This is a genomic window from Salinicoccus cyprini (genome assembly GCF_007713705.1).
GTDB classification, from domain to species: Bacteria; Bacillota; Bacilli; order Staphylococcales; family Salinicoccaceae; genus Salinicoccus; species Salinicoccus cyprini.
Genome location: NZ_VMSJ01000004.1, coordinates 154,086 through 174,302 on the forward strand (window position 1 = coordinate 154,086; position 20,217 = coordinate 174,302).

Below are 20,217 nucleotides of genomic sequence, written 5' to 3' on the forward strand. Positions count from 1 at the left end.
CAAGGACCCCGCTTTCATTTTCTATAAATAAATATCCAGTTCCCATTATAAAGGAAACTGGATAAAATGCATCGGTTCATCTATATCTGTCTGGCTCTCATCAGCAGCCACAGGAAATATGGACCGCCGATCAGTGCGACGACAATTCCTGTCGGAATGATGGCCGGGGCAAGGATAAGCTTGCCGAGGAGATCTGCTGCCGTAAGCAGTACACTGCCGATCAGAAGCGAGGAGAAGAACAATATTTTCATGTTCTGGCCAAAGAGCATCCTCGAAATGTGCGGCGCAATCAGGCCGATGAAGCTGATGGCCCCACAGACGCTGACTGCAAGACTCGACAGCATGGCAGAGAGGACGATCAGGATGATCTTCTCCTTGTTCACGTTCATGCCGAAGCCGGTCAGCATCTCGTCATCCAGGTTCAGCATGCCCATCTCACGGATTCTGAAGAACACGAAGAGCGAGATGATCAGGATATATGGAACCGAGATATAGACGAACGGCCACGTATCGCCCCATATGTTGCCTGCAAAGTAGCGGTTCAGCATCTCCATCTGGGTCTCGTCGAACACGGATGTAAATACGTAGACGAAACCTGTGACACCCATCGCTGTCGCAATGCCGATCAATATGAAGATGTTGCTCTTGAACGCACCGCCGATGAATGACAGGAAGAATATGATGAGTACAGTCAGCAGTCCACCGACAAAACTCATCAGTGGCAGTGCATAAAGATGCTGGCTCATCGATCCGCTGATGAAGGTGATGAACAGAACCACGCCGAATCCACTGCCGGCGTTGACGCCGATGATGCCCGGATCGGCCAGCGGATTCTTTGAGATGACCTGCAGAATGAGTCCACTCAATGCCAGGGCTGCACCACAGACCAGCACGACGAGAATCCGCGGCATTCTGAATTCGAACAGTACAAGCCTGACGTCGGCACTTGCCTGATTGGTCAGTATATTCAGCAGATCAGTCCATGTCAGGCTGAATGTACCCGTGAACAGATGTGTCACTAGAATTGCAACGAGAAGGGCAATGATGATAATGAATTTGAACTGGTTACGCATATTTTGCCCCCCTCTTCTTGATGATATAGATGAAGAAAGGCAGGCCGATCACGGCGATGATGGCGTTGACCGGTGTTTCATTGAACATTCTTGCGAGCATGTCGGAGAGCACAAAGATGATGGCACCCGCAAGCCCCGTATAGACGATGGTGAACCGGTGCAGGTTGCCGAACAGCATCTTGATGATATGCGGCACCAGAAGACCGAGGAACACGACATTGCCGACCATGGCAACGGCCATGCTGGCAAGCATGATGGCGAGTGTCAGCGTCACCCTGCGGTACAGTGCCTGGTTCTGACCGAGCGATACAGCCATCTCATCTCCGAACAGAAGCACGTCAAGCTCTTTTGACAGAAAGAGCAGAATGATGACCAGTACGACCGCAATCGGAAAGACGAGCGCAATATTCGACATCGACTGCCCGGCTGCACCCCCTGCTGTGAAGAAGGCGACATACTGCCCAAGATTGAATGTGATGACCAGGAAGTCGGTCACCGCATAGAGCAGCAGACTGATGCCCGCACCTGCCAGAATGAGATGCATCGGCGAGCGGTAGCGGGTCATGGACAGAATGAACAGTCCGACGATCATGCCACCGATGAAGCCGCTTGCCATCACACCGATAAACGGCAGTGCCGGCAGTAGAAGTGCCGCCAGGATGATCGCAAGGTTGGCACCGGCATTGACCCCGAGAATGCTCGGCTCACTCAGCTCATTGTGTGTCACGGACTGGAGGACCAGTCCCGAAATGCTGATCATGAACCCGGCAAGCAGGGCACCAAGCACTCTCGGCAGCCGTATTTCGTAGAGTATCTGGTGGCTCTGGTCCGTCATGTCCAGGTTGAAGATGACATCGAACACCTGGTTCAGCGAATATGTATTTGTTCCGAACATCATTGCCAGCACAAAAGACAAAAGAATGCCCATCACAACGATGGGCAAAGGATACCATTTACGATCCATACTGGACCTCTTTGACTGTCTGGCAGAACAGATCGTAATCTGCAAGAATCGGTTTGCCTGTCAGCGGGTCGATCGTGATCTTACCGTTTATGTTGAATACATTGTTGAGGATATCATTGGTCAGTACATCACTCGGATGACCACTTTCAATGATTTCACCCTCGTTCATGATGACAAGATGGTCGGAATATTTGATGGCGTGGTTGATGTCATGAAGTACCATGACGACTGTCTGCTTCGTCTGTTCGTTCAGACGTCTGACGATGTTCAGTGTTTCGAGCTGATGATGGATGTCGAGATATGTGGTCGGTTCATCCAGCAGCAGAACGTCCGCTCCCTGTGCGAGCAGCAGGCTGATCCAGACGCGCTGCGCCTGTCCACCTGAAAGTTCACTCATCATGCGTTCGCTGAATTCATTCGCGCCCGTCTCCTTCAGTGCCCAGTCGATGATCTTGTAGTCATCTGGCTTCAGGCTCTGGAACCTTTTCAGATGCGGGTAGCGGCTGAAGCCGACAAGATCCCGCACTCTGACATCATACTGCAGACGGTTCTTCTGTGAAAGGATGCTGATCTTTTTGGCAATGTCCTTCGACTTCATCTGACGGATATCCATATCGTTGATGTAGACGCCGCCTTCCTTGGCAGAAATGATTCTCGAAATCGTCTTCAGCATCGTCGACTTCCCACAGCCGTTCGGCCCGATGATCGTCGTCACTTTGCCTTCCATCAGTTCCATATTCGTATGCTTCAGGATTGTGCGTTCATTCAGTTCGACTTTGACATCTTTTAGCATTACACTCGTCATGCATGACACCTGCCCAATATTATTTAGTCAATGCTTCCATAATGATATCCTTCTGATATTCCAGTGAGTATGGATCATTATAGTAGAAAGTAGGAGAGTCGAATTCGACGACCCTGTCGTTCTGTACTGCTTCAAGGTTTTCCCAGACGGCTGTATCCCTGTAGGCATTATCTGCACCGGAATCTCCAGTGCCGACAAACATGTAGTCGCCGGAATACTTCTCTATTTCTTCTGCGGATATCGCTTTCCATCCTGTTTCTACAACATCATTCTGTATGGCCTCGGGCACATCGACACCAAGTCCCTGATAGAGGATCTCCGTACCGCGTCCCCAGTTTGTTCCATATACGTAAATGTCCTTCGCATACTGTTCGATGACACTGGCTGTCGCATCTGCACCGATGGCTTCCTCGACGGCCGCCTTATTTTCTTCAAGCTCCGCTTCCCAACCTGCAATCCATTCCTCGGCCTTTTCCTCGGTATTGGTAATCTTGCCGAGTTCCCTATGGATATCGAGGTAGTTCCACTTGGCGTAGTCGATAGGTACAGTTGGTGCGATTGCTTTCAGTTTATCTAAATTCTCGTCGGAATTAAAGGCTATGATCAAATCCGGATCAAGATTCATCACTTGTTCAATATTTCCCTCTTCCACAAGTTCGATATCTTCAGTGTACGGCTCCAGTACATCACTCTCCGTCACTCTTGCGTGCGCACCGACAACATTCGCATCCAGCTGCATCACATTGCCGAAATAGCTTGTCGCCATGACGACCACACGCTGCGGGTCTTCCGGTATTTCGATCTCTTCACCGCCATCTGTCGTATATGATACCATGCCACCAGATGCTTCCGATGACTCTGCTGATGTCTCTTCCGAAGTTTCGGAAGCAGAACCTTCCACTTCTTCAGCGGATTCCTCCGTGGATTCACCGGAGTTGCTGCATGCCGCAAGGACAAGCACCATCATCAAAGCAATGATACTGATAAATTTCTTCATATTGCTACCCTACTCTCACCGTAATGTATTGGAATGCTTTAGATTGATAATCATTCTCATTGCCTATATAATATAGGAGAATGAAAGAGATTTCAACAGAAAAGAGGAATAAGTATGAATATTTCAGATACACTCATCATCGGTGGCGGCCCCGCCGGACTCTATTCCAGCTTCTATGCCGGCCTGCGGGGTATGAGTGTCCAGCTGATCGACCATCACTCGGAGCTCGGCGGCAAACTGAACATATATCCTGAGAAGATCATCTGGGACATCGGCGGGGTCACCCCGGCTCCAGCTGAAGACATCAAACAGCAGATGATCCGTCAGGCAAAGACGTTTGATCCGGATATTCATGTCTCGACGACGTGCGAATCGATCATCCAGCATGAGGATTATTTTGAGACTGTGACCGACCAGGGATCCTTCTACAGCCGGACCATCATCATCGCTTCGGGACGTGGCATCTTCACTCCGACCCGGCTGACGATAGAAGGGGCCGACGCATTCGAGCTGACGAACCTCCACTATACGGTCAAGCGCATCAGCCGCTTCAAGGACCGGCATGTCCTCATATCAGGTGCCGGCAATACAGCCATCGACTGGGCGGATGCGCTCAGTGATATTGCCGCCTCTGTCACAATGGTCTATAGAAGTGAAGAAATGAAGGGCCACGAAGCAATGATCGCAGCCCTTCACAGAAAAGAAAACATATATATGTGCGGCCAGTGTCAGATCGATACACTGCTGCCGAATGAAAATGGCGATGAAATCGCCGCAGTCCAGCTGAGTGACGGCCGCCAGGTCAAAGTCGATGACGTGCTGATCAGCCATGGATATGAATCCAACTGCGCGTTCCTCGATACACTGGAAGGCAATTTCGACTACAACGAGTACTATATGATCGAAACGACGGAGACCGCAAAGACACCGGTACCCGGCATCTTCGCCTGCGGCGACCAGACGACGCATGAAGGGAAGATCCACCTGATAGCAGGCTGCTTCCCGGAAGCGGCGCAGGCTGCCAATCACGCCAAGACATTCCTGCAGTCGGACGCACCGGCAGAAGGCATGGTCTCCTCACACAATGACATCTTCAAGGAGAAGAACAGGCAGCTCATGAAGAAGATGCACTAGCTTTCTACATCTCCTGCATCGTTGCCATGAACTGCATGATGGCAGGACTCAAGAGGATGATGAAAAGTGTCGGGAAAATGAAAAATACCATCGGAAACAGTATTTTGATCGGCGCCTTCATCGCCTTCTCCTCCGCCCGCTGCTTTCTCAGTTCACGGATTTCATCCGTCTGGACACGGAGGACGGTCACCATGCCGATACCAAGCTTTTCAGCCTGCACAATGCTGAACACCAGACTTTTAAGCTCTTCAATCGGGAGGCGCTCGGCCATTGCGGTCAGCGCCTCTTTTCTCGTTCTGCCAAGCCGCACCTCTTCCAGCACGCTTCTGAACTCACTTGACAGTTCACCAGGTTTCTTCGATACCACCTTGCTGAGCGCAGCATCGAATCCGAGCCCTGCTTCCAGGCTGATGGTCAGAAGATCGAGAAAATCCGGCATTTCCCTCAATGCCTGGCCCTGACGCTTTTTCGCCCGGGTGTTCATATACAGCTTGGGTAGCGTGACGCCGGTCCCGATGGCTGTGACAAACAGCAGCAGACCATGGACAAACGCGAGATTCGCAAAGTACATGGACAGTGTGGCAAATACCATCAGAAATCCTGTCACCATCCACTGGATCATCTTGAATTCGATGGGACTGAGCTGCATGCCCGCCTGCTGGAGGCGCACTTCCATCCGGTCCACCTTCTCCTTATCCAGCCGGCGTTGGGATTTCTTTTTCAAGCCTTTCCAGAGCGGTTTGATCATGCGTTCTCTAAACGAGCCCATCTCATCCGCCTCTGTTTCGCCGGCCGCGCTTCCATCCGGAAAATAGAGGCCGATCCGTGCCATTACCATGCGGTTCCTATGGGCAGGAATGGCGAGTACCGCATAGATCAGCAGTGTCATGGAAATAAAAAAGCTGAATGTAAGGAACAGCATATCTACACCTCGATTATTGTCATTTTACGGATGAATATGAAACCGATGATTTCGGAAACAGCTGCTCCGGCAAGCAGCATGCGACCCAGTGGTTCAGTAAAGAGCAGGCTCATATAGTCGGGGTTGATGACATAGATCAGCGTACCGACAGCAACCGGCAGCAGGCCGATGATCAGACCGGAGAGCTTGCCCTGCGCGGTCAGCGTGCGGATCTGGTTGGCAAGCCTTGTCCGCTCGCGTATCGTTTCAAGAATCTTATCCAGAAGATACACGAGGTTGCCGCCGACTTCCCTCTGGATGAGTATCGATTCCACGAGCATGTCGAGTTCAGGACTCGGCATGCGGCGCTTCCAATCGAGCAGTGCATCCTCGAGACGCGTGCCATACTGCAGCGCCTTCAGCACATACTGCACTTCCTCCTTCAGAGGCGAGTAGGATTCCTCCTCCACCATCTGGAGCGACTGCAGCAGACTGAAACCGGCCCGAAGGGACCCGCTGATGGAAGTGATCATGCCTGGGAGTGATTCATTGAACTGCTTGACCCGCCTGCTCTTTTTCCTTGAGACGATCATGGAAGGCAGGAAATACCCGAAGACACCGCCGATGAATGACAGGAAGAAGTTGTTCGTTACAATGTACAGCAGGCCGCCGATGATAATGAAGGCCATGAACTTGAAAGCAATGAATTCCTCCACTTTCATCATGACACCTGCAGCAGTCAGTTCGCTTTCAATCGTTTCGCGCTTCCGGCTCTTCTTCCCCCGTCTGACAAGCAGATGCTTCAGGTTGCTGTTGGCCCGCTTCAGACTGTCCTTCACGGAAAATGGAGGTTTCGACTGTTCCTTTTCTTCATTTCTCAACGAGAAAATAAACAGAAGCAGCAGGAACATGGTAATGAAACTGCCGGCAATCAGGGCAACTTCCATATGATCACTCCTTCTCCATGAACAGGGAGGCCGGCAGGTCGATGCCTTCCCGCTCCATGATTTCGTAGAACTGCGGCCTGATGCCTGTCGGGACAAGCTTGCCGATGATCTTGCCGTTTTCGTCCACGCCGTTCTGCTTGAAGACGAAGATGTCCTGGAGGACGATGATGTCCCCTTCCATGCCCTGCACTTCGGTAATGTTGGTGATTCTTCTTGTACCGTCGCTGAGACGGGTCTGCTGGATGATGACATGCAATGCGCCTGCCAACTGTTCACGAATGGCTTTGATCGGCAGGTCCATGCCCGCCATCAGAACCATCGTTTCAAGACGGGAGACCATGTCACGCGGACTATTCGAGTGGCCGGTCGCAAGGGAACCGTCGTGGCCGGTGTTCATCGCCTGGAGCATGTCGAGTGCCTCACCGCTTCGCACCTCACCGATGACGATGCGGTCCGGACGCATACGCAGGGAGTTCTTGACGAGGTCCCGGATGGTCACGGCGCCTTTGCCTTCGATATTCGCTGGTCTTGTTTCGAGTGACACCACGTGCTCCTGTCCCAGTTGCAGTTCCGCTGCATCTTCAATGGTTACGATGCGATCCTTGTTGGAAATGAAGGAGGACAGCACGTTCAATGTCGTTGTCTTGCCGGAACCTGTACCGCCGCTGACGAAAATGTTCAGCTTCGCTTCGACACAGGCCTTGATGAATGCAGCCATCTCTTCTGTCAGTGTGCCGAACCGGATCAGGTCATGGATGGTGAACGGGTCTTTTGAGAATTTCCGTATCGTGATTGTCGGTCCTGCGAGGGCGAGTGGCGGGATGATGGCATTCACACGGGAGCCGTCCTTCAGACGCGCATCGACCATCGGGCTGCTTTCGTCCACCCTTCTGCCAAGTGGTGAGAGGATCTTTTCGAGTACTGCCATGACATGGTCGTCATCCCTGAAAGTGACGTCCGTCAGGGAGAGTTTCCCATTCCGCTCTGCATATACCATCTTTGGTCCGTTGACCATCACCTCGGAGACTTCATCATCAAGAAGCAGTGGGTTGATCGGCCCATATCCTGTCAGATCATTCTTCAGTTCGACTTTAAGCTTCTCTATGTTGCCGATATCCTGGATGTGGTCATTTTCTTGAAGAATATCCTGGATGATACCATCCATATCCACAACAATATTTTCAATTTCCTCGTTCTTACGCTCTTTAAGGATATATTTCAGTGTCAGGTTCTTCAGTTCCATATATTCGCTGTCCGGTGCTTCAACCGGTTTCGGTGCCGGTTTGTCCACCATCTCCATCTTTGGGGAAAACGGTGGTGCTTCGCTCTCTTCGACTAGAGGTAGTGCCACTGCTTCCTTCGGTGCTGCAGCTGTTTCGCTTTTTTCAACTTTTGTCTGCAACCTTGCCAGTAGACTCATGCTTCAATCACCTGCCTGCTGCCTTGGGTAAAAATCTGTGCCGCCACTTTTTTCAATTTCTTTGAAAACCTATGTTTCGGACTGCCGGATATGACAGGTACACCCCGATCGAGCGAATAGGAGATGTCCTTCAACGCATAGGGCAGGAAGAATACGTTCTCCCGGTCGATTTTCAATAGGTCGTGCACTTTCTTCGTTTCCATCAGTGTCGGGACAGAGTGCTTATTGACGATCAGCTTCGTCTTTTCTTCATGGCCGAGTGCCGCGAGCGTCTCCACCATGAGACGTGTGTTCTTCAAGGCAGCCATGCCCGGTGTCGTCACCACAAGAATACGATCTGCCAGATCCATCAGTACCATATTCTGTTCGGTCAGGCCATGATGGGTTTCGACAATGATGACCTCTGCCTGGGATTTCAGGTTCTCTATGGCTGCTGCCAGATCTTCCGCATCCACCAGGTCCGCAAACTCCGGACGTGGCGGTGCAGGAAGCAGCCGGATACCGGAAGGATGTCTTGTGCAGAATGCATGGATATTCAAAAAATCATTGCGTTCCACCGCTTCCTTGATACTGATGCCCGGATCGAGATCCAGTGCAAGTGCCATGTCCCCAAACTGCAGGTCACCATCCACCAGAATCGTTCGCCTCCCCTCCGTCTGGAGTGCCATGCCGAGATTCGTTGCAACAACAGTTTTTCCAGCACCCCCTACGGCGCTTGTTACAAGTATGATTTCAGCAGCCATCGCCACCACACCTTTCCATTATCATTCATTTTCCAGCTTGATGATGCGGCTGCTGATCCAGCCCTGCGTCCCCGATCTTGTCTCCACATGCATCCAGATCCGGCCATCCGCATCCGCCGCTTCCTCGTTTTTCGTCACCAGTTCATCCCCGGCATCAACCACCGTCAGCACGTCTGCGTCCAGAGAAGGACCATTTCTGACATGGGCACGTTCAGGCAGGACGATGATGTCGGACGATGCACTTTCCTCAGTTGCATCAGCCGTCTCCTCGACTGGCAGTTCAGACGCTTGCGCTTCCCCCTCAGGCACTGACTCAGCCGCTCCATCAGCCGCTTTCAACCTGCTGCTTACAACAAGCTGCAGGGTACCACGGTTGCTGGCGTCTATAACTTCCACTGCAGCACCTTGCGTCATCTCGAGCGTTACAGCCACATACTCGCTCCCCGCTTCCCCTTCAGTCTTCTCTTCCATTCGCTGGCCCACCGCCAGCACTTTGACATCTTCAAATAGTATTTCTGCCGGCGCTGCCACTTCCTCTCCTTCAGCGACAGGTGTCAAGATCACATCCACCCTATCCTCAGGTTCAACCATGTTGGAGACGGATTTGACGTAGTCGACACTGATCGATACCGCCCGGTGCCCATCCGTTACTTTCTTCGAGATGATATCCGCATCCCCTTTCTGCTCGATATGGTGGCCAAGCAGCACCTCCCCCGCAACAAGCGGATTGGCAGTAAACTCTCCAACTGCTTCAGTCTTATCCTTGATTGCCGCCGGATGCACTTCCGACTCGCGCATTTCAACCATCTGCAGATTCTCATCAGTGAGCTGCACATTCTCCCCGACATCCACTGCTGCAGAAACCACCTGCACCATCACCGGCTGTTCCACTTCCGCTTCGGTATTCTGCTGCATGAATATATAGAACACACCCGTTGTCAGCAACCCTGAGAAGATTGCCAGCAACAGTATTTTTTTCGGTTTCATCCATTCCACCTACCGTGTTAGTTTAATCGTATATGCACCGCGATCGAGAGAAGCCTCACCATTGGATTCTCCTGATCCAGCTCTTTTGATGAAAACTCCCTTAATTGAGTCATCCGTACTGCTCATCGGATCAGCTAGATAAAAATAGGCAAAACCAGTAATTTCTACACTCTCCAGTTTACTGCCAACTATATGCGGTTTGTAGACAGGAATCAGCATGATTCTTGCACAGTCCCTCTCCTCGGGATTTCCATCAGGGCAGTCATCAATGCGGTAGTTGACCCCTTCCCGTGTCGCTCCAGCAATGTTCCCGGTCTGTGTATTCACAATATCACCGACTTCCAATGGTTGGTCGAATCCATATTTCAGAGATTCTCTATAGGATCTTGCGCCAGGGCCATCCAATGCCAGTATGCCAAAATTTCCATTTTCCGAATCTCCGGCATCAACTTTCAATGTATAGGTCTGTCCATATACAAGATCCATTGATTCGTCCATACCAAGTGGTACCGTACCAATCCCTGAAGTCATTGAAAGCAATGAAGCTTTCGCGTCGGCACTGAGCGCGACGCTATCGATGCCGAATAATGATGAGAAGAATAAAGGCACTTCTCTGCCAACACCAACATGAAGCAGTTTCTCCGACTCCACATTGGAAAAAAGAAGGCTGCCCGATTCATTATGGTGACCGAGAATCTCACCAACCACCTGATCCACACTTTCCTTTGAATTCGGCAGTTCCTGTGCGCCCGATACAGCAGCCGCATTGGCAGTCTTCTGCAGATGGCTTTTGGTCATGTAGAGTTGTCCGCCATCAATAACCAGTCCAAGGATTCCGATTGACAGAAACATGGTCAAAGCCATGAGCAGATACATGTTTCCATTTTCGTCACGAAACAGTTTGCGCATCATATCACTCCACTCTCGTCGTCGAGCTCGTGTTTACTGTAAATGGAATGGAGTAGTCGCCAAACATGTTGAATATGCTCTCAGGGTAGGTCATTTCCACCGTAACGTAAGTGCCCGAGTCCTTTTCACCGCTGGGGGAAACGGTGACATCCAGCTTTGATGAATCACCTGAGACGAAATTATCAAGTGCATATGACTTCACCATCTCATCAGACTCCCCAAGACCCGCCATGCGTGCTGCATCCTGGGTGACGAGTTCAAGCTGAAGCTGCGAATGGATGACACGTCCGAAATCAACAATACCTATCAGTAACGCAAAAACCAGAGGAACGAGGATTGCGAACTCTACAAGAGACTGACCATCTTCTTTTTTGATCATAATAATGTCACATCCATCAGCAGCGCCACGACAGCACCACCTGCAATTGCCACACCGTAAGGCATGCCAACACCAAGAGACATTCTAAAGCCCCCTCGAGTCATTATGACAACTACCGCAAGCAGGCCGCCGATCAGTGCCGTGTAGATGAAGGATTCGAGAACAAACTCATAGCCTTTCAATGCACCAACCAATGCCAGAAGTTTCACATCGCCAGCACCCATTCCTCCAAGAATGTACGGGATGAGCAGCAATGCAAGACCAACTGAAAATCCGATAATTGACTCTCCAAATCCACTGAGTCCACCCATTGCTGTATTCAGAACAAATGCAGCAACGAGTGACGGGAAAATCACCTTGTTATATATTTTTCGTTTGCGGACATCCGTTACAACACAGACTGCGAGTATCACCAGCAAAATGACGTTGATTAGCATACTTCCCCTTCTTCCCATTTATACTTATATAAAAAAGACCCATGCTTATGATGGGTCTGTAAGTAAAATATATTCTATGGAGCTGGTGTAGTCTCAGTTTTAATTGCTGTAACTACCCTGCCTAACATAGCACTAATTTCGTCTGCGAATAGTCCAAATGCAGCCACAACTATTACAACAAGCACTCCAAGAATCAGACCGTATTCTGTCATGCCTTGTCCTTCTTCTTCCATAAGTAGACCTTTAAAAAATTCCATCATGTGTGTTTCCCTCCATTTATATAGTGAGTAGCGTCAAGCTATAGTGCATGGGTTCATTCAGCAAATGCCAGGGTGTCGCCAGTGGAGACGCCATAGAGTTTGCCTGCCGGCAGCTCTATGACTGAACGGGCGTCTTTATATCTCCAGCCGATTTTTCCCGGAATGAGGTTTGTTTCGATACCGACCACTTTGTTTTCTTCATCGAGGTAGATGACGTCGATGTTGAACTTCATGAAGAAAGTGTGGATGGATCTGCACGGATAGAGATGCAGTGCGCTGTCACTCGGCATGGAGCACTTGAACATCAGTCCTTTGAATCTGGACCAGAAGCTGTGTGCTTGTCTGAGATCGTTCGCCAATACTGTATCCGTTGTGCTGTTGATCAGTTTCATTCCGTTGCGTTCCTCCCTGTGTGCCTCTGGCTTTGCTTGTTGATTACAATATGAATTATGCACTGGAACCGACTTTCCAACCATCCCCCATCGTTCCCATTGTGCGCAATATCTTCCAATGGGAACGTGGTCTTATATGTATAGGAGCAGTGTCCTACTCTGCTCCTATAGAATACAAAAAAACGGAGAATGATTTCTCATCCTCCGTCAGTTTCGCTGATTCATTCCATTATGGGTTCATTTCAAATTCTGAAGTGGCTTCGGGCTCGTGATATCTATATCTTTTCTGCCCCGACGCATGAAGCTGTTCAATAATCCCTTGTTTTTCCAGCATCTCCATAATGGATTCGAGATCCTCGGCTGGTTGATCCAGCTTATTCGAGAGTTCTTCGAGTGAATGGGACGACATCGGGTCGGATTGAAATAGCATGATGCACTCCATCTGCAGCGGCAGACATGTCCTATTGTTCATCCCTTCCCCCTCCTCACCTGATTCGGCAATACAGATCCTGTCGATTGCCGTCTTCTTTTAAGCATAAGCAACTTCTACTGCCTCTCCATCATAGCGCTATTAGGAAAATAAATAAATCCGCTTCCATTCCTTAATTGCAAAACGCCGGTCACGGACATAGGAAACGAGGACTAGAACTTGATGGCCTCATCTCCTATACCCTTCCCGGCGCTATTTATGGAGGTAGCTGTAAACTTTTGAAATGGCACTGACCCTGTCTGATACATTCAGCTTGTGGAAGATCTTCGTCACGTGGTTTTTGACGGTATGACTGCTGATATAGAGGGTTTCTGCGATTTCCTGATTATTCTTTCCTTTTGACAGCAGTGTCAGTACTTCCCGCTCTCTCGGCGACAGGTCATCCAAACTACTTACAGCATCAGCGATGGCTGCCCTGTCATCTGTTTCTCGATCACCTGGAAGGTCGAAGACCACTTCACTGATCTGGGTGTTTTTTGTCAGTGAGAGGAAGGTTTCGCGCACCTGGCTGTCAATGCAACGGAGATTCTCGGCCGTCTCCATATCCTCTGCGGTGCATAGGGCATATATATAGCCTGCCGTACTGTGCGGATGCGTCTCGGATACCGACTCATGTGCTGCAATTGCGCTTCCGGCCTCCATGATTGCCCCCATATCCCTCTCAGGAAACATTTTTCTGATGAATGCAGGTGAATAGTAGGACAGCTGGCAGGCGCGCACGATGTAACGGGCGGTCTTTTCAGGCAGTTCCAGTCTGGTGGTGATGACTGCTGCGAGTTCTGCACTTTCTTTTGATTGTTCGTACGCTGCAGGGTCCATTTCCGCCACGGCAAGATGAAGGGCTTCCGTTTTCTCTGCAGCGACACATATATCCTTATGTCCCGCAAGCTGGAGCGAGACCCCACCGATGATGGATAGTGTCTGCAGGAAGGCGATATGCTCAACCATGTCGATTTCCTTTGTATCATTGATGCCGACTGACAGTATGCCCATCAGATCACTGCCATAGGATAACGGACATTCGATGACCCGCTCTCCATCCGGAAGGACCTGGATATGGGGCTCACTGCTTGTGCTCTCAGGAAAGCGGGTGAGCCGGCCTGTCCGGTCCATCACCGACCTGACGTACTGGTTGACATCTCCACTGTAGGTGCCTCTCGTGAAGAGCTTGCCCTTCCCATCTTTCTCATCCTTTATGAGTATGAGTGAGAATGGCCCTTCAACCAGATTGATGCTGATATCAAGGAGAATGAGAACCATCCGCCTCGGATCCGGCGTCGATGCCATCAGGCCGCTCAGCTCGACCAGTGAAGTGAGACGCGAGAGCTGCTGTGTATTTTCATGACGCAGTCCTTCAACCATCATACTGGATTCGACCAGTATGGAAGCCATCTGCATGATGGTTCTGGTGGAAGGACCGGCTTTCTTTTTTGACAGACTGCCCCCGAAGATGACCGATATGGAGCCATCCGCCATTTTTATTACATCTATGAACAGGAACTTCGGACGCGTGTGCATCGGAGAGAAGAACTTTGCACGTCTGTCGTGTCCGATATCTTCCCAGTACGAACGCTCCTCCATCAGGGCTGCCCTGCCGAGAAACCCTTCTCCGACAAGGAACTTCCTGCCCTTCAGCACTTCCGCTTCCTCGCCCATGATCTTTGTGACCGTATATGTATCTTCGCCTGTCTGTTCCGCTATCCCCATGAAGTCGATTTCTCCATCTTTCCCGGTCACCTGGGAGAACATTTCCGCACTGGCGTCCTTATGCTCCTGCATATACTTCCTGAATTTCTCCATGCAGAATCCGGCGAGCGGCGTGTGGGCTTCATTTCTCATGCAAAGGGAGGCAAGCTCTGCCATGCGGTCGATGAGGTCTATCCACTCCTTACGGTCTGCTTCATGCAGTACAGGGATCGTCTCCGCTGTTTTCAAATATCCCTGCACTTCAGCATCCTGCTCCACAAGCACACCTGCCCATAGATAGTATGTTGCGCCCTGTTCATCAGTGACCGGGGATACCATGACATGGATGCCCGAGCCCACTTCGTAGATCAGGGATCTGCTGATTCTTTCGTTGTTTTTCAGTATGCCTTCAATTTCCTCCAAAAGTCCTTCTTGCTCCAGCATGACCATGCACAGTCTGTTGTTTCCCTCGACCGAGGTGACCATTTCCCCTTTTTCATCAGTGAGAAAGAACGTCAATCCATACTGTGATGCGAAAGTCTGCTGAAACTTCTCTATCAACTCAATCGCTGTAGCCATCATCCAACATCTCCTCTGCAGATTTCTTCGGTTGTATCAGTATACCGGGAAGTCTCTTTAAAATTTTACCCGAAGATACTAGAAATATGTAGAGTGCATGTAAATAAATTCAATTTCAGTCAATTGCCCAGTCCAGTCTTTCTGCGATGTCCCCTGCAGGTCCGAGACTTTCGAAGGCGAACTTCTCATCATTGATGAAGACCGTCGGGACAGCGGTGATGCCGCGTTCCAATGCTTCCTTCGTAATATCGAGGCTCAGGTTCATCGTGCTGCGCTGTTCGCTGCATCCATACTCCTGCTGCATCATCTTCTCGATCTCACCACTATCCAATAGACGCCATTCCTGCTGTGTTCTGAAAAGGGAGAGCAGCAGATCGTAGGCCCGCTCCGGCTCATTGTAGTCGATATGCAGGTTGGCGATTGCTCCGTGCAGCAGCCTCACTTTCGGCTTATCGTAATGCTTGATGGTGTATTTTACTTCTCCTAATTCAATGCGTGGCATCAGTGCTTCATGGGCTGCCAGAAAGAAATTGACACAGTAGGGGCAGGCAGTGTTGAGAAATACTTCCACATGTTTCAAGGCCCCGTTGCGCCCCAGAACTAGAGGTGGTGCATGTTCCATATTGAAAACGCTCCCTTCCATCATTCTATTTTGCTTTTCAAGTATATAGGAACATTTGACATTTTAAAAGATTGAATTATTTCATAATTTCAGTGTATTCCTTGAAAAATATTTCTTATTGACATGGACATGAAAAGAGGGTAGAGTTTGTTTTAAATTAAATCGAATGATTCTTATCCAGAGAGGTGGAGGGACTGGCCCTTCGAAGCCTCGGCAGCAGCTCTTTGAGCCCCGTGCCAATTCCAGAAGCCTAGTGCTTGAAAGATAAGAAGAGATGGATTACTGCCCTCTTCTTTATGAAGTGGGCTTTTTTATTTCTCTGGATGGTTCATTTATTGGAGGTCTTTATTTTGAAAAATAACATAAAGGGGAATCCTCTCGCGCTACTCCCCCTTCTCGTCTTCGTGGCACTGTTCATCGGAACCGGCATCGCTGTACAGGACTTCAAGGCAATGCCGATTACCGTTGCGCTCTTTATTGCCATCATTGTCGCTGTACTGCTGAAGCCGAACGATCGGCTGAGTGAAAAGATTGCCATATTCACCAGAGGAGCAGGCCGTGAGAACATCATGCTGATGGTGCTCATCTTCCTGCTGGCCGGTGCATTCTCGCAAGTTGCTGAAAACATGGGTGCTGTGGAATCGACAGTCAATCTCGGACTGGCACTGCTGCCAAGCAACCTGCTGCTCGTCGGACTGTTCATCATCTGCTGCTTCATTTCCATCTCCATGGGAACGTCGACCGGAACAGTCGTCGCCCTGGCGCCGATTGCCATCGGCATCGCCGGGCAGACCGATCTGCCGCTTGCGCTGGCACTGGCTACAGTTATCGGTGGCGCAATGTTCGGGGACAATCTGTCTGTCATTTCCGACACAACCATCGTTTCGACCCAGTCACAGGAAGTGAGGATGGTCGACAAGTTCAAGACGAATTTCTTCATTGTATTGCCGGGTGCGCTCGTGACCATCGTCATACTCTGGTTCATCACATCCGGCCAGTCGACGACACCTGCAACTGATCTGGATTTCAGTCTGATCAAGGTGCTGCCCTATCTGGCTGTCCTGGTCATCGCACTGATCGGTGTCAACGTGCTGATTGTACTGACCGGCGGTACTGTATTCGCCGGACTGATCGGTCTGATTGATGGCTCCTACACGTTCACGTCATTCATTGCTGCCGCCGGTGAAGGCATCAGCGGAATGCAGAACATCGCCATCATCGCCATTCTGATCGGCGGCCTCATTGCGCTGATCGAGCACTATGGTGGCATCGACTATCTGCTGCATTTCATCACAAGCAGAATCCGTTCCGAAAAAGGTGCCGAATTCGGTATCGCCGCGCTTGTCAGCGCGACGGATCTGAGTACAGCCAACAATACGATATCCATCATCATCACCGGCCCGCTTGCCAAGGATATCGCCGACGAATACGGTGTCGACCGCAGAAAGTCAGCCAGTCTGCTCGATATTTTCGCTGCCGCCTTCCAGGGTCTCATCCCCTACGGCGGACAGATGCTCGCTGCAGCCGGACTGGCTGCGATATCACCAGTTGCCATGATTCCATATTCGATCTACCCGGCAATGCTGCTGATATGCGGCATCGTCGCAATACTGGTCGGCTTCCCAAGGAAGAAGACAGCTTAAGCTTTATGCGAGGAAAACACCTGTCATGGGGAAAAATAAGAAGAGCCTGGTCTCAAGATGACATTTCATCTCGAGATCAGGCTTTTTGCTTGTACTATCCCTTTGTCATCCCGAGTGCGGTATGCACCATCATTTTGACGCCATCGATGAAGCCGTCTTCATCGATGCCGAACTTCGGATGGTGGTGCGGATATTCCATATCCTTCTCCTTATTGCCGGCTCCGATCCATGCATAGGTTGCAGGAATGACGCGGGAGAAGGCGGAGAAGTCCTCGCCGCCCATGGCGAGTGGGAATTCGAATACTTTGTCCCCGAACTCCGACACAGCAATTTCCTTCACTCTTTCAGTCATCGCTTCGTCGTTCACAACAGCGGAATAGCCGACATTGAATGAAAATTCATATGTGGCACCATACATGGCACATACGCTCTCGACCGCTTTTTCCATTCGTTCACTGACAACAGCACGTGTCTCATCGCTCAACGTCCGCACGCTGCCTTCAAGCATCGCAGTATCCGGAATGATGTTCTTCGCACTGCCGGAATGGAACTTGGTCGTTGAGATGACGACCGAATCGAGTGGTGATGTGATCCGGGAGACGATGGTCTGGAACTGGTTCAGAATCTGGCCTCCGATGATGATCGGGTCGATGGCATTTTCAGGCTGGGAGGCATGTCCACCGCTACCTTGGATCTTCAGGTCGAAACTGTCCGAATTGGATGTGATTGGTCCACTCTTGATGCCGATCCGACCGGTCGGAATCGGTGTGAACAGATGCTGGCCGTAGATGAAGTCGAGGTCATCGAACAACCCGGTCGCCACCATTTCAGCAGCACCGCCCGGCGGCACTTCCTCTGCATGCTGGAAAATCAAGTACACTTCCCCGTGCAGTACATCGAGGTTCTGCACGAGCACTTTTGCGGCACCGAGCAGAATCGCCGCGTGCCCATCATGACCGCATGCATGCATCGCGCCTTCATTTTCAGAAGCGAAATCGATATCGTCCCGCTCCTCCTGGATCTGAAGCGCATCGATGTCTGCGCGCAGTCCGACCTTCCTGCCTGGATTCTTCCCTTTGATGATGCCGAGCACACTCGTTTCCGTCGGCCTTGAAACTTCAATACTGCCGATCTTCTCGAGCTCCGCTTCTATATAGCTGCTCGTCCAGTGCTCCTGGAATGAAATCTCCGGGTGACGGTGCATTGTGCGGCGCCATGAAATGACGTCTTCCATTACATTTTCAATATGCTGATCTATACTCATTGTTTCACTCCTCATTCAGTTTGTTTTCTACGATTCAGGCAGATGGATCGGTCCATCGATGCCTACCGGTATGCCGAGCAGATACCACACAATCAGCAGGGCTGACCAGGCGAAGAACAGCACAATCGCGTATGGCAGCAGGGCGGATATGAGTGTACCGAGTCCGGCATTCTTATCATATTTCTGCGCGAAGGCGAGCAGTAGCGGCAAGTATGGCAGCATCGGAGTAATCGGATTCGAGAAGGAATCACCGATGCGGTAGAGCAGTTGTGTGAACGCCGGGTCATAGCCGAGCAGCATGAACATCGGTACGAATACCGGCGCCAGAATGGCCCATTTTGCAGAGGCACTGCCGATCAGCATGTTGATCAGTCCGGCAAGCAGAATGAAACCGATGAACAGCGGAATGCCGGATGCGTCCACTGCTTCGAGCAGATTGGCTCCTTTGATGGCAATAATCGGACCGAGGTTGCTCCAGCTGAAGTAGGCGAGCATCTGTGCGGCGAAAAATACAAGGACGATGTAGCTGCCCATCGTCGCCATGGAATCACTGAGCATCCGGCCGAAGTCCTTCGTCGAACGCAGCGTGCCCGACACGAGACCATAGACGAGACCGGGAATGAAGAACAGGATCGTCAGAATGAACACGATCGAATCCATGAATGGCGACTCCTGCACAATCGATCCTGTTTCAGGATTGCGCAGAATGCCATTTTCAGGAACCAGGAAGATCATGAAGAAGATTGCGGCCAGAATGACTGATATATTCGCCCATCTGAGCGCCTTCACCTCTTTACGTTCAAGGGGTTCGTTGCTGACCGTCTCCTGCCCCTGATATGTACCAAGACGCGGAACAGTAATCTTCTTCGTCACGTAGTAGATGATGAACAGCAGAAACACCGTCGCCACAGCTGTGAAATAGTAGTTCATCAGCAGATTGCCGGTATAGTCCGGATTGATGATCTGGGCGGCAGGCACGGTGAACGCCATGGCCAGTGCCTCGGACATGCCCGGAATGACATTGGCGGAAAATGCACCGAGTGCCGCTGCATATGCCATGACCAGACCGACGAACGGGTGATAGCCGAGACGCATGACGACCATTGCAGCAATCGGCGGCAGGATGATCGGACCGGCGTCCCCCGCTACGTTGCCGATGATTCCGACCAGGATGATGGCCGGTAGCATCAGCTTTTTCGGCGACACTTCGATCGCCCGTCTCATCGCAGCTTCAAAGTAACCCGACTTCTCCGCAAGGCCGATGCCGATCATGACGACCAGGACCATGCCAAGCGGCGGAAATGCACTGAAATTGCTGATGGCTTCGGTCAGAATGCGGACCATTCCGGCACTCGACAGCAGGTTGACCGCTGTAATCGTCTCGCCATCTGCCGGGTTGACTGCTGTGAGTCCGGCAATTCCGGCAAAAAATGAAGCAACGAGTATTGCGACCATCAATATGATGAACAGGACGATCGGATCCGGCAGCCTATTGCCAAGACGTTCAATCACATTCAGAAAACGGTTGAACAGTCCCGGCCTTTCTTTCTTTTCCATAAGATGTCCTCCTTTTAAAAATTTTCAA

21 protein-coding genes and 1 riboswitch are annotated in these 20,217 nt (G+C 50.8%); of the genes, 2 read left to right on the forward strand and 19 right to left on the reverse strand.

Going from position 1 to position 20,217, the window contains the following annotated elements; all coding sequences use genetic code 11:
* Positions 1-80: 80 nt before the first annotated feature.
* Genes FO441_RS09905 through FO441_RS09920 form a run of 4 tightly spaced genes read right to left on the reverse strand, consistent with a single transcriptional unit; the run spans position 81 to position 3,839 of the window.
* On the reverse strand, positions 81-1,073 hold the full coding sequence (locus tag FO441_RS09905) for a FecCD family ABC transporter permease (RefSeq protein ID WP_145289438.1): 993 nt from the start codon (positions 1,071-1,073) through the stop codon (positions 81-83).
* A complete protein-coding gene (locus FO441_RS09910; RefSeq protein WP_145289441.1) occupies positions 1,066-2,037 on the reverse strand; it encodes a FecCD family ABC transporter permease in 972 nt (323 codons plus the stop codon). The genes FO441_RS09905 and FO441_RS09910 overlap by 8 nt, the downstream gene beginning before the upstream one ends.
* Complete coding sequence (locus FO441_RS09915; protein WP_145289444.1) at positions 2,027-2,842, reverse strand: ABC transporter ATP-binding protein; 816 nt, start codon at positions 2,840-2,842, stop codon at positions 2,027-2,029. The genes FO441_RS09910 and FO441_RS09915 overlap by 11 nt, the downstream gene beginning before the upstream one ends.
* A 19-nt stretch (positions 2,843-2,861) precedes the next feature.
* On the reverse strand, positions 2,862-3,839 hold the full coding sequence (locus FO441_RS09920; RefSeq protein WP_145289447.1) for an ABC transporter substrate-binding protein: 978 nt from the start codon (positions 3,837-3,839) through the stop codon (positions 2,862-2,864).
* Between the two features lie 114 nt (positions 3,840-3,953).
* On the opposite strand from FO441_RS09920, the gene FO441_RS09925 reads away from it, so the two are divergent.
* A complete protein-coding gene (locus FO441_RS09925; RefSeq protein ID WP_145289449.1) occupies positions 3,954-4,973 on the forward strand; it encodes an NAD(P)/FAD-dependent oxidoreductase in 1,020 nt (339 codons plus the stop codon).
* 4 nt (positions 4,974-4,977) lie between these two features.
* Here the strand turns inward: FO441_RS09925 and FO441_RS09930 are convergent, their stop codons facing one another.
* The 13 genes from FO441_RS09930 to FO441_RS09990 all read right to left on the reverse strand — a co-directional run bounded on the left by FO441_RS09930 (position 4,978) and on the right by FO441_RS09990 (position 15,725).
* A complete protein-coding gene (locus FO441_RS09930; protein ID WP_145289452.1) occupies positions 4,978-5,895 on the reverse strand; it encodes a type II secretion system F family protein in 918 nt (305 codons plus the stop codon).
* 2 nt (positions 5,896-5,897) lie between these two features.
* Positions 5,898-6,821, reverse strand: coding sequence for a type II secretion system F family protein (locus tag FO441_RS09935; RefSeq protein ID WP_145289455.1), 924 nt, complete (start codon positions 6,819-6,821; stop codon positions 5,898-5,900).
* 4 nt (positions 6,822-6,825) lie between these two features.
* Complete coding sequence (locus tag FO441_RS09940; RefSeq protein WP_145289457.1) at positions 6,826-8,241, reverse strand: TadA family conjugal transfer-associated ATPase; 1,416 nt, start codon at positions 8,239-8,241, stop codon at positions 6,826-6,828.
* The gene (locus tag FO441_RS09945) at positions 8,238-8,984 is read right to left on the reverse strand and encodes a CpaE/TadZ family protein (protein WP_145289460.1); all 747 of its coding nucleotides are present in this window, start codon (positions 8,982-8,984) and stop codon (positions 8,238-8,240) included. The genes FO441_RS09940 and FO441_RS09945 overlap by 4 nt, the downstream gene beginning before the upstream one ends.
* 21 nt (positions 8,985-9,005) lie before the next feature.
* Complete coding sequence (gene cpaB, locus FO441_RS09950; RefSeq protein WP_145289463.1) at positions 9,006-9,971, reverse strand: Flp pilus assembly protein CpaB; 966 nt, start codon at positions 9,969-9,971, stop codon at positions 9,006-9,008.
* Positions 9,972-9,980: 9 nt separating this feature from the next.
* A complete protein-coding gene (locus FO441_RS09955) occupies positions 9,981-10,880 on the reverse strand; it encodes a pilus assembly protein TadG-related protein (protein WP_246095107.1) in 900 nt (299 codons plus the stop codon).
* 4 nt (positions 10,881-10,884) lie between these two features.
* Positions 10,885-11,259 (reverse strand): TadE/TadG family type IV pilus assembly protein, encoded by a 375-nt coding sequence (locus FO441_RS09960; RefSeq protein WP_145289467.1) that lies wholly within the window; start codon positions 11,257-11,259, stop codon positions 10,885-10,887.
* Positions 11,256-11,696: an A24 family peptidase gene (locus FO441_RS09965; protein WP_145289470.1), complete on the reverse strand. Its 441-nt coding sequence runs from the start codon at positions 11,694-11,696 to the stop codon at positions 11,256-11,258. Before FO441_RS09965 ends, FO441_RS09960 begins: the two co-directional genes overlap by 4 nt.
* Before the next feature lie 74 nt (positions 11,697-11,770).
* Positions 11,771-11,956: a Flp family type IVb pilin gene (locus tag FO441_RS09970; RefSeq protein WP_145289473.1), complete on the reverse strand. Its 186-nt coding sequence runs from the start codon at positions 11,954-11,956 to the stop codon at positions 11,771-11,773.
* Between the two features lie 53 nt (positions 11,957-12,009).
* Positions 12,010-12,348: a DUF192 domain-containing protein gene (locus FO441_RS09975; protein WP_145289475.1), complete on the reverse strand. Its 339-nt coding sequence runs from the start codon at positions 12,346-12,348 to the stop codon at positions 12,010-12,012.
* Between the two features lie 229 nt (positions 12,349-12,577).
* On the reverse strand, positions 12,578-12,820 hold the full coding sequence (locus FO441_RS09980) for a hypothetical protein (protein ID WP_145289478.1): 243 nt from the start codon (positions 12,818-12,820) through the stop codon (positions 12,578-12,580).
* A gap of 210 nt (positions 12,821-13,030) precedes the next feature.
* Complete coding sequence (locus tag FO441_RS12655; RefSeq protein WP_222927810.1) at positions 13,031-15,103, reverse strand: LuxR C-terminal-related transcriptional regulator; 2,073 nt, start codon at positions 15,101-15,103, stop codon at positions 13,031-13,033.
* A gap of 115 nt (positions 15,104-15,218) precedes the next feature.
* Entirely contained in the window at positions 15,219-15,725 is a 507-nt protein-coding gene (locus tag FO441_RS09990; protein WP_186365542.1) for a thioredoxin domain-containing protein, read from the reverse strand.
* Between the two features lie 170 nt (positions 15,726-15,895).
* A riboswitch (SAM riboswitch) is annotated at positions 15,896-15,996 on the forward strand.
* Between the two features lie 79 nt (positions 15,997-16,075).
* Here FO441_RS09990 and FO441_RS09995 point away from each other — a divergent pair.
* Entirely contained in the window at positions 16,076-17,368 is a 1,293-nt protein-coding gene (locus FO441_RS09995; RefSeq protein ID WP_425473449.1) for a Na+/H+ antiporter NhaC family protein, read from the forward strand.
* Positions 17,369-17,462: 94 nt separating this feature from the next.
* Here the strand turns inward: FO441_RS09995 and FO441_RS10000 are convergent, their stop codons facing one another.
* Complete coding sequence (locus tag FO441_RS10000) at positions 17,463-18,632, reverse strand: M20 metallopeptidase family protein (RefSeq protein ID WP_145289486.1); 1,170 nt, start codon at positions 18,630-18,632, stop codon at positions 17,463-17,465.
* A 27-nt stretch (positions 18,633-18,659) separates the two neighbouring features.
* Positions 18,660-20,189: an AbgT family transporter gene (locus FO441_RS10005; RefSeq protein WP_145289489.1), complete on the reverse strand. Its 1,530-nt coding sequence runs from the start codon at positions 20,187-20,189 to the stop codon at positions 18,660-18,662.
* Positions 20,190-20,217: the final 28 nt, after the last annotated feature.

Bases quoted from the DNA above. Each gene is read 5' to 3' on its own strand.
- FO441_RS09905 (WP_145289438.1), bottom strand. From the start codon at position 1,073: ATGCGTAACCAGTTCAAATTCATTATCATCATTGCCCTTCTCGTTGCA.
- FO441_RS09910 (WP_145289441.1), bottom strand. From the start codon at position 2,037: ATGGATCGTAAATGGTATCCTTTGCCCATCGTTGTGATGGGCATTCTT.
- FO441_RS09915 (WP_145289444.1), bottom strand. From the start codon at position 2,842: ATGACGAGTGTAATGCTAAAAGATGTCAAAGTCGAACTGAATGAACGC.
- FO441_RS09920 (WP_145289447.1), bottom strand. From the start codon at position 3,839: ATGAAGAAATTTATCAGTATCATTGCTTTGATGATGGTGCTTGTCCTT.
- FO441_RS09925 (WP_145289449.1), top strand. From the start codon at position 3,954: ATGAATATTTCAGATACACTCATCATCGGTGGCGGCCCCGCCGGACTC.
- FO441_RS09930 (WP_145289452.1), bottom strand. From the start codon at position 5,895: ATGCTGTTCCTTACATTCAGCTTTTTTATTTCCATGACACTGCTGATC.
- FO441_RS09935 (WP_145289455.1), bottom strand. From the start codon at position 6,821: ATGGAAGTTGCCCTGATTGCCGGCAGTTTCATTACCATGTTCCTGCTG.
- FO441_RS09940 (WP_145289457.1), bottom strand. From the start codon at position 8,241: ATGAGTCTACTGGCAAGGTTGCAGACAAAAGTTGAAAAAAGCGAAACA.
- FO441_RS09945 (WP_145289460.1), bottom strand. From the start codon at position 8,984: ATGGCTGCTGAAATCATACTTGTAACAAGCGCCGTAGGGGGTGCTGGA.
- cpaB (WP_145289463.1), bottom strand. From the start codon at position 9,971: ATGAAACCGAAAAAAATACTGTTGCTGGCAATCTTCTCAGGGTTGCTG.
- FO441_RS09955 (WP_246095107.1), bottom strand. From the start codon at position 10,880: ATGCGCAAACTGTTTCGTGACGAAAATGGAAACATGTATCTGCTCATG.
- FO441_RS09960 (WP_145289467.1), bottom strand. From the start codon at position 11,259: ATGATCAAAAAAGAAGATGGTCAGTCTCTTGTAGAGTTCGCAATCCTC.
- FO441_RS09965 (WP_145289470.1), bottom strand. From the start codon at position 11,696: ATGCTAATCAACGTCATTTTGCTGGTGATACTCGCAGTCTGTGTTGTA.
- FO441_RS09970 (WP_145289473.1), bottom strand. From the start codon at position 11,956: ATGATGGAATTTTTTAAAGGTCTACTTATGGAAGAAGAAGGACAAGGC.
- FO441_RS09975 (WP_145289475.1), bottom strand. From the start codon at position 12,348: ATGAAACTGATCAACAGCACAACGGATACAGTATTGGCGAACGATCTC.
- FO441_RS09980 (WP_145289478.1), bottom strand. From the start codon at position 12,820: ATGAACAATAGGACATGTCTGCCGCTGCAGATGGAGTGCATCATGCTA.
- FO441_RS12655 (WP_222927810.1), bottom strand. From the start codon at position 15,103: ATGGCTACAGCGATTGAGTTGATAGAGAAGTTTCAGCAGACTTTCGCA.
- FO441_RS09990 (WP_186365542.1), bottom strand. From the start codon at position 15,725: ATGGAACATGCACCACCTCTAGTTCTGGGGCGCAACGGGGCCTTGAAA.
- FO441_RS10000 (WP_145289486.1), bottom strand. From the start codon at position 18,632: ATGAGTATAGATCAGCATATTGAAAATGTAATGGAAGACGTCATTTCA.
- FO441_RS10005 (WP_145289489.1), bottom strand. From the start codon at position 20,189: ATGGAAAAGAAAGAAAGGCCGGGACTGTTCAACCGTTTTCTGAATGTG.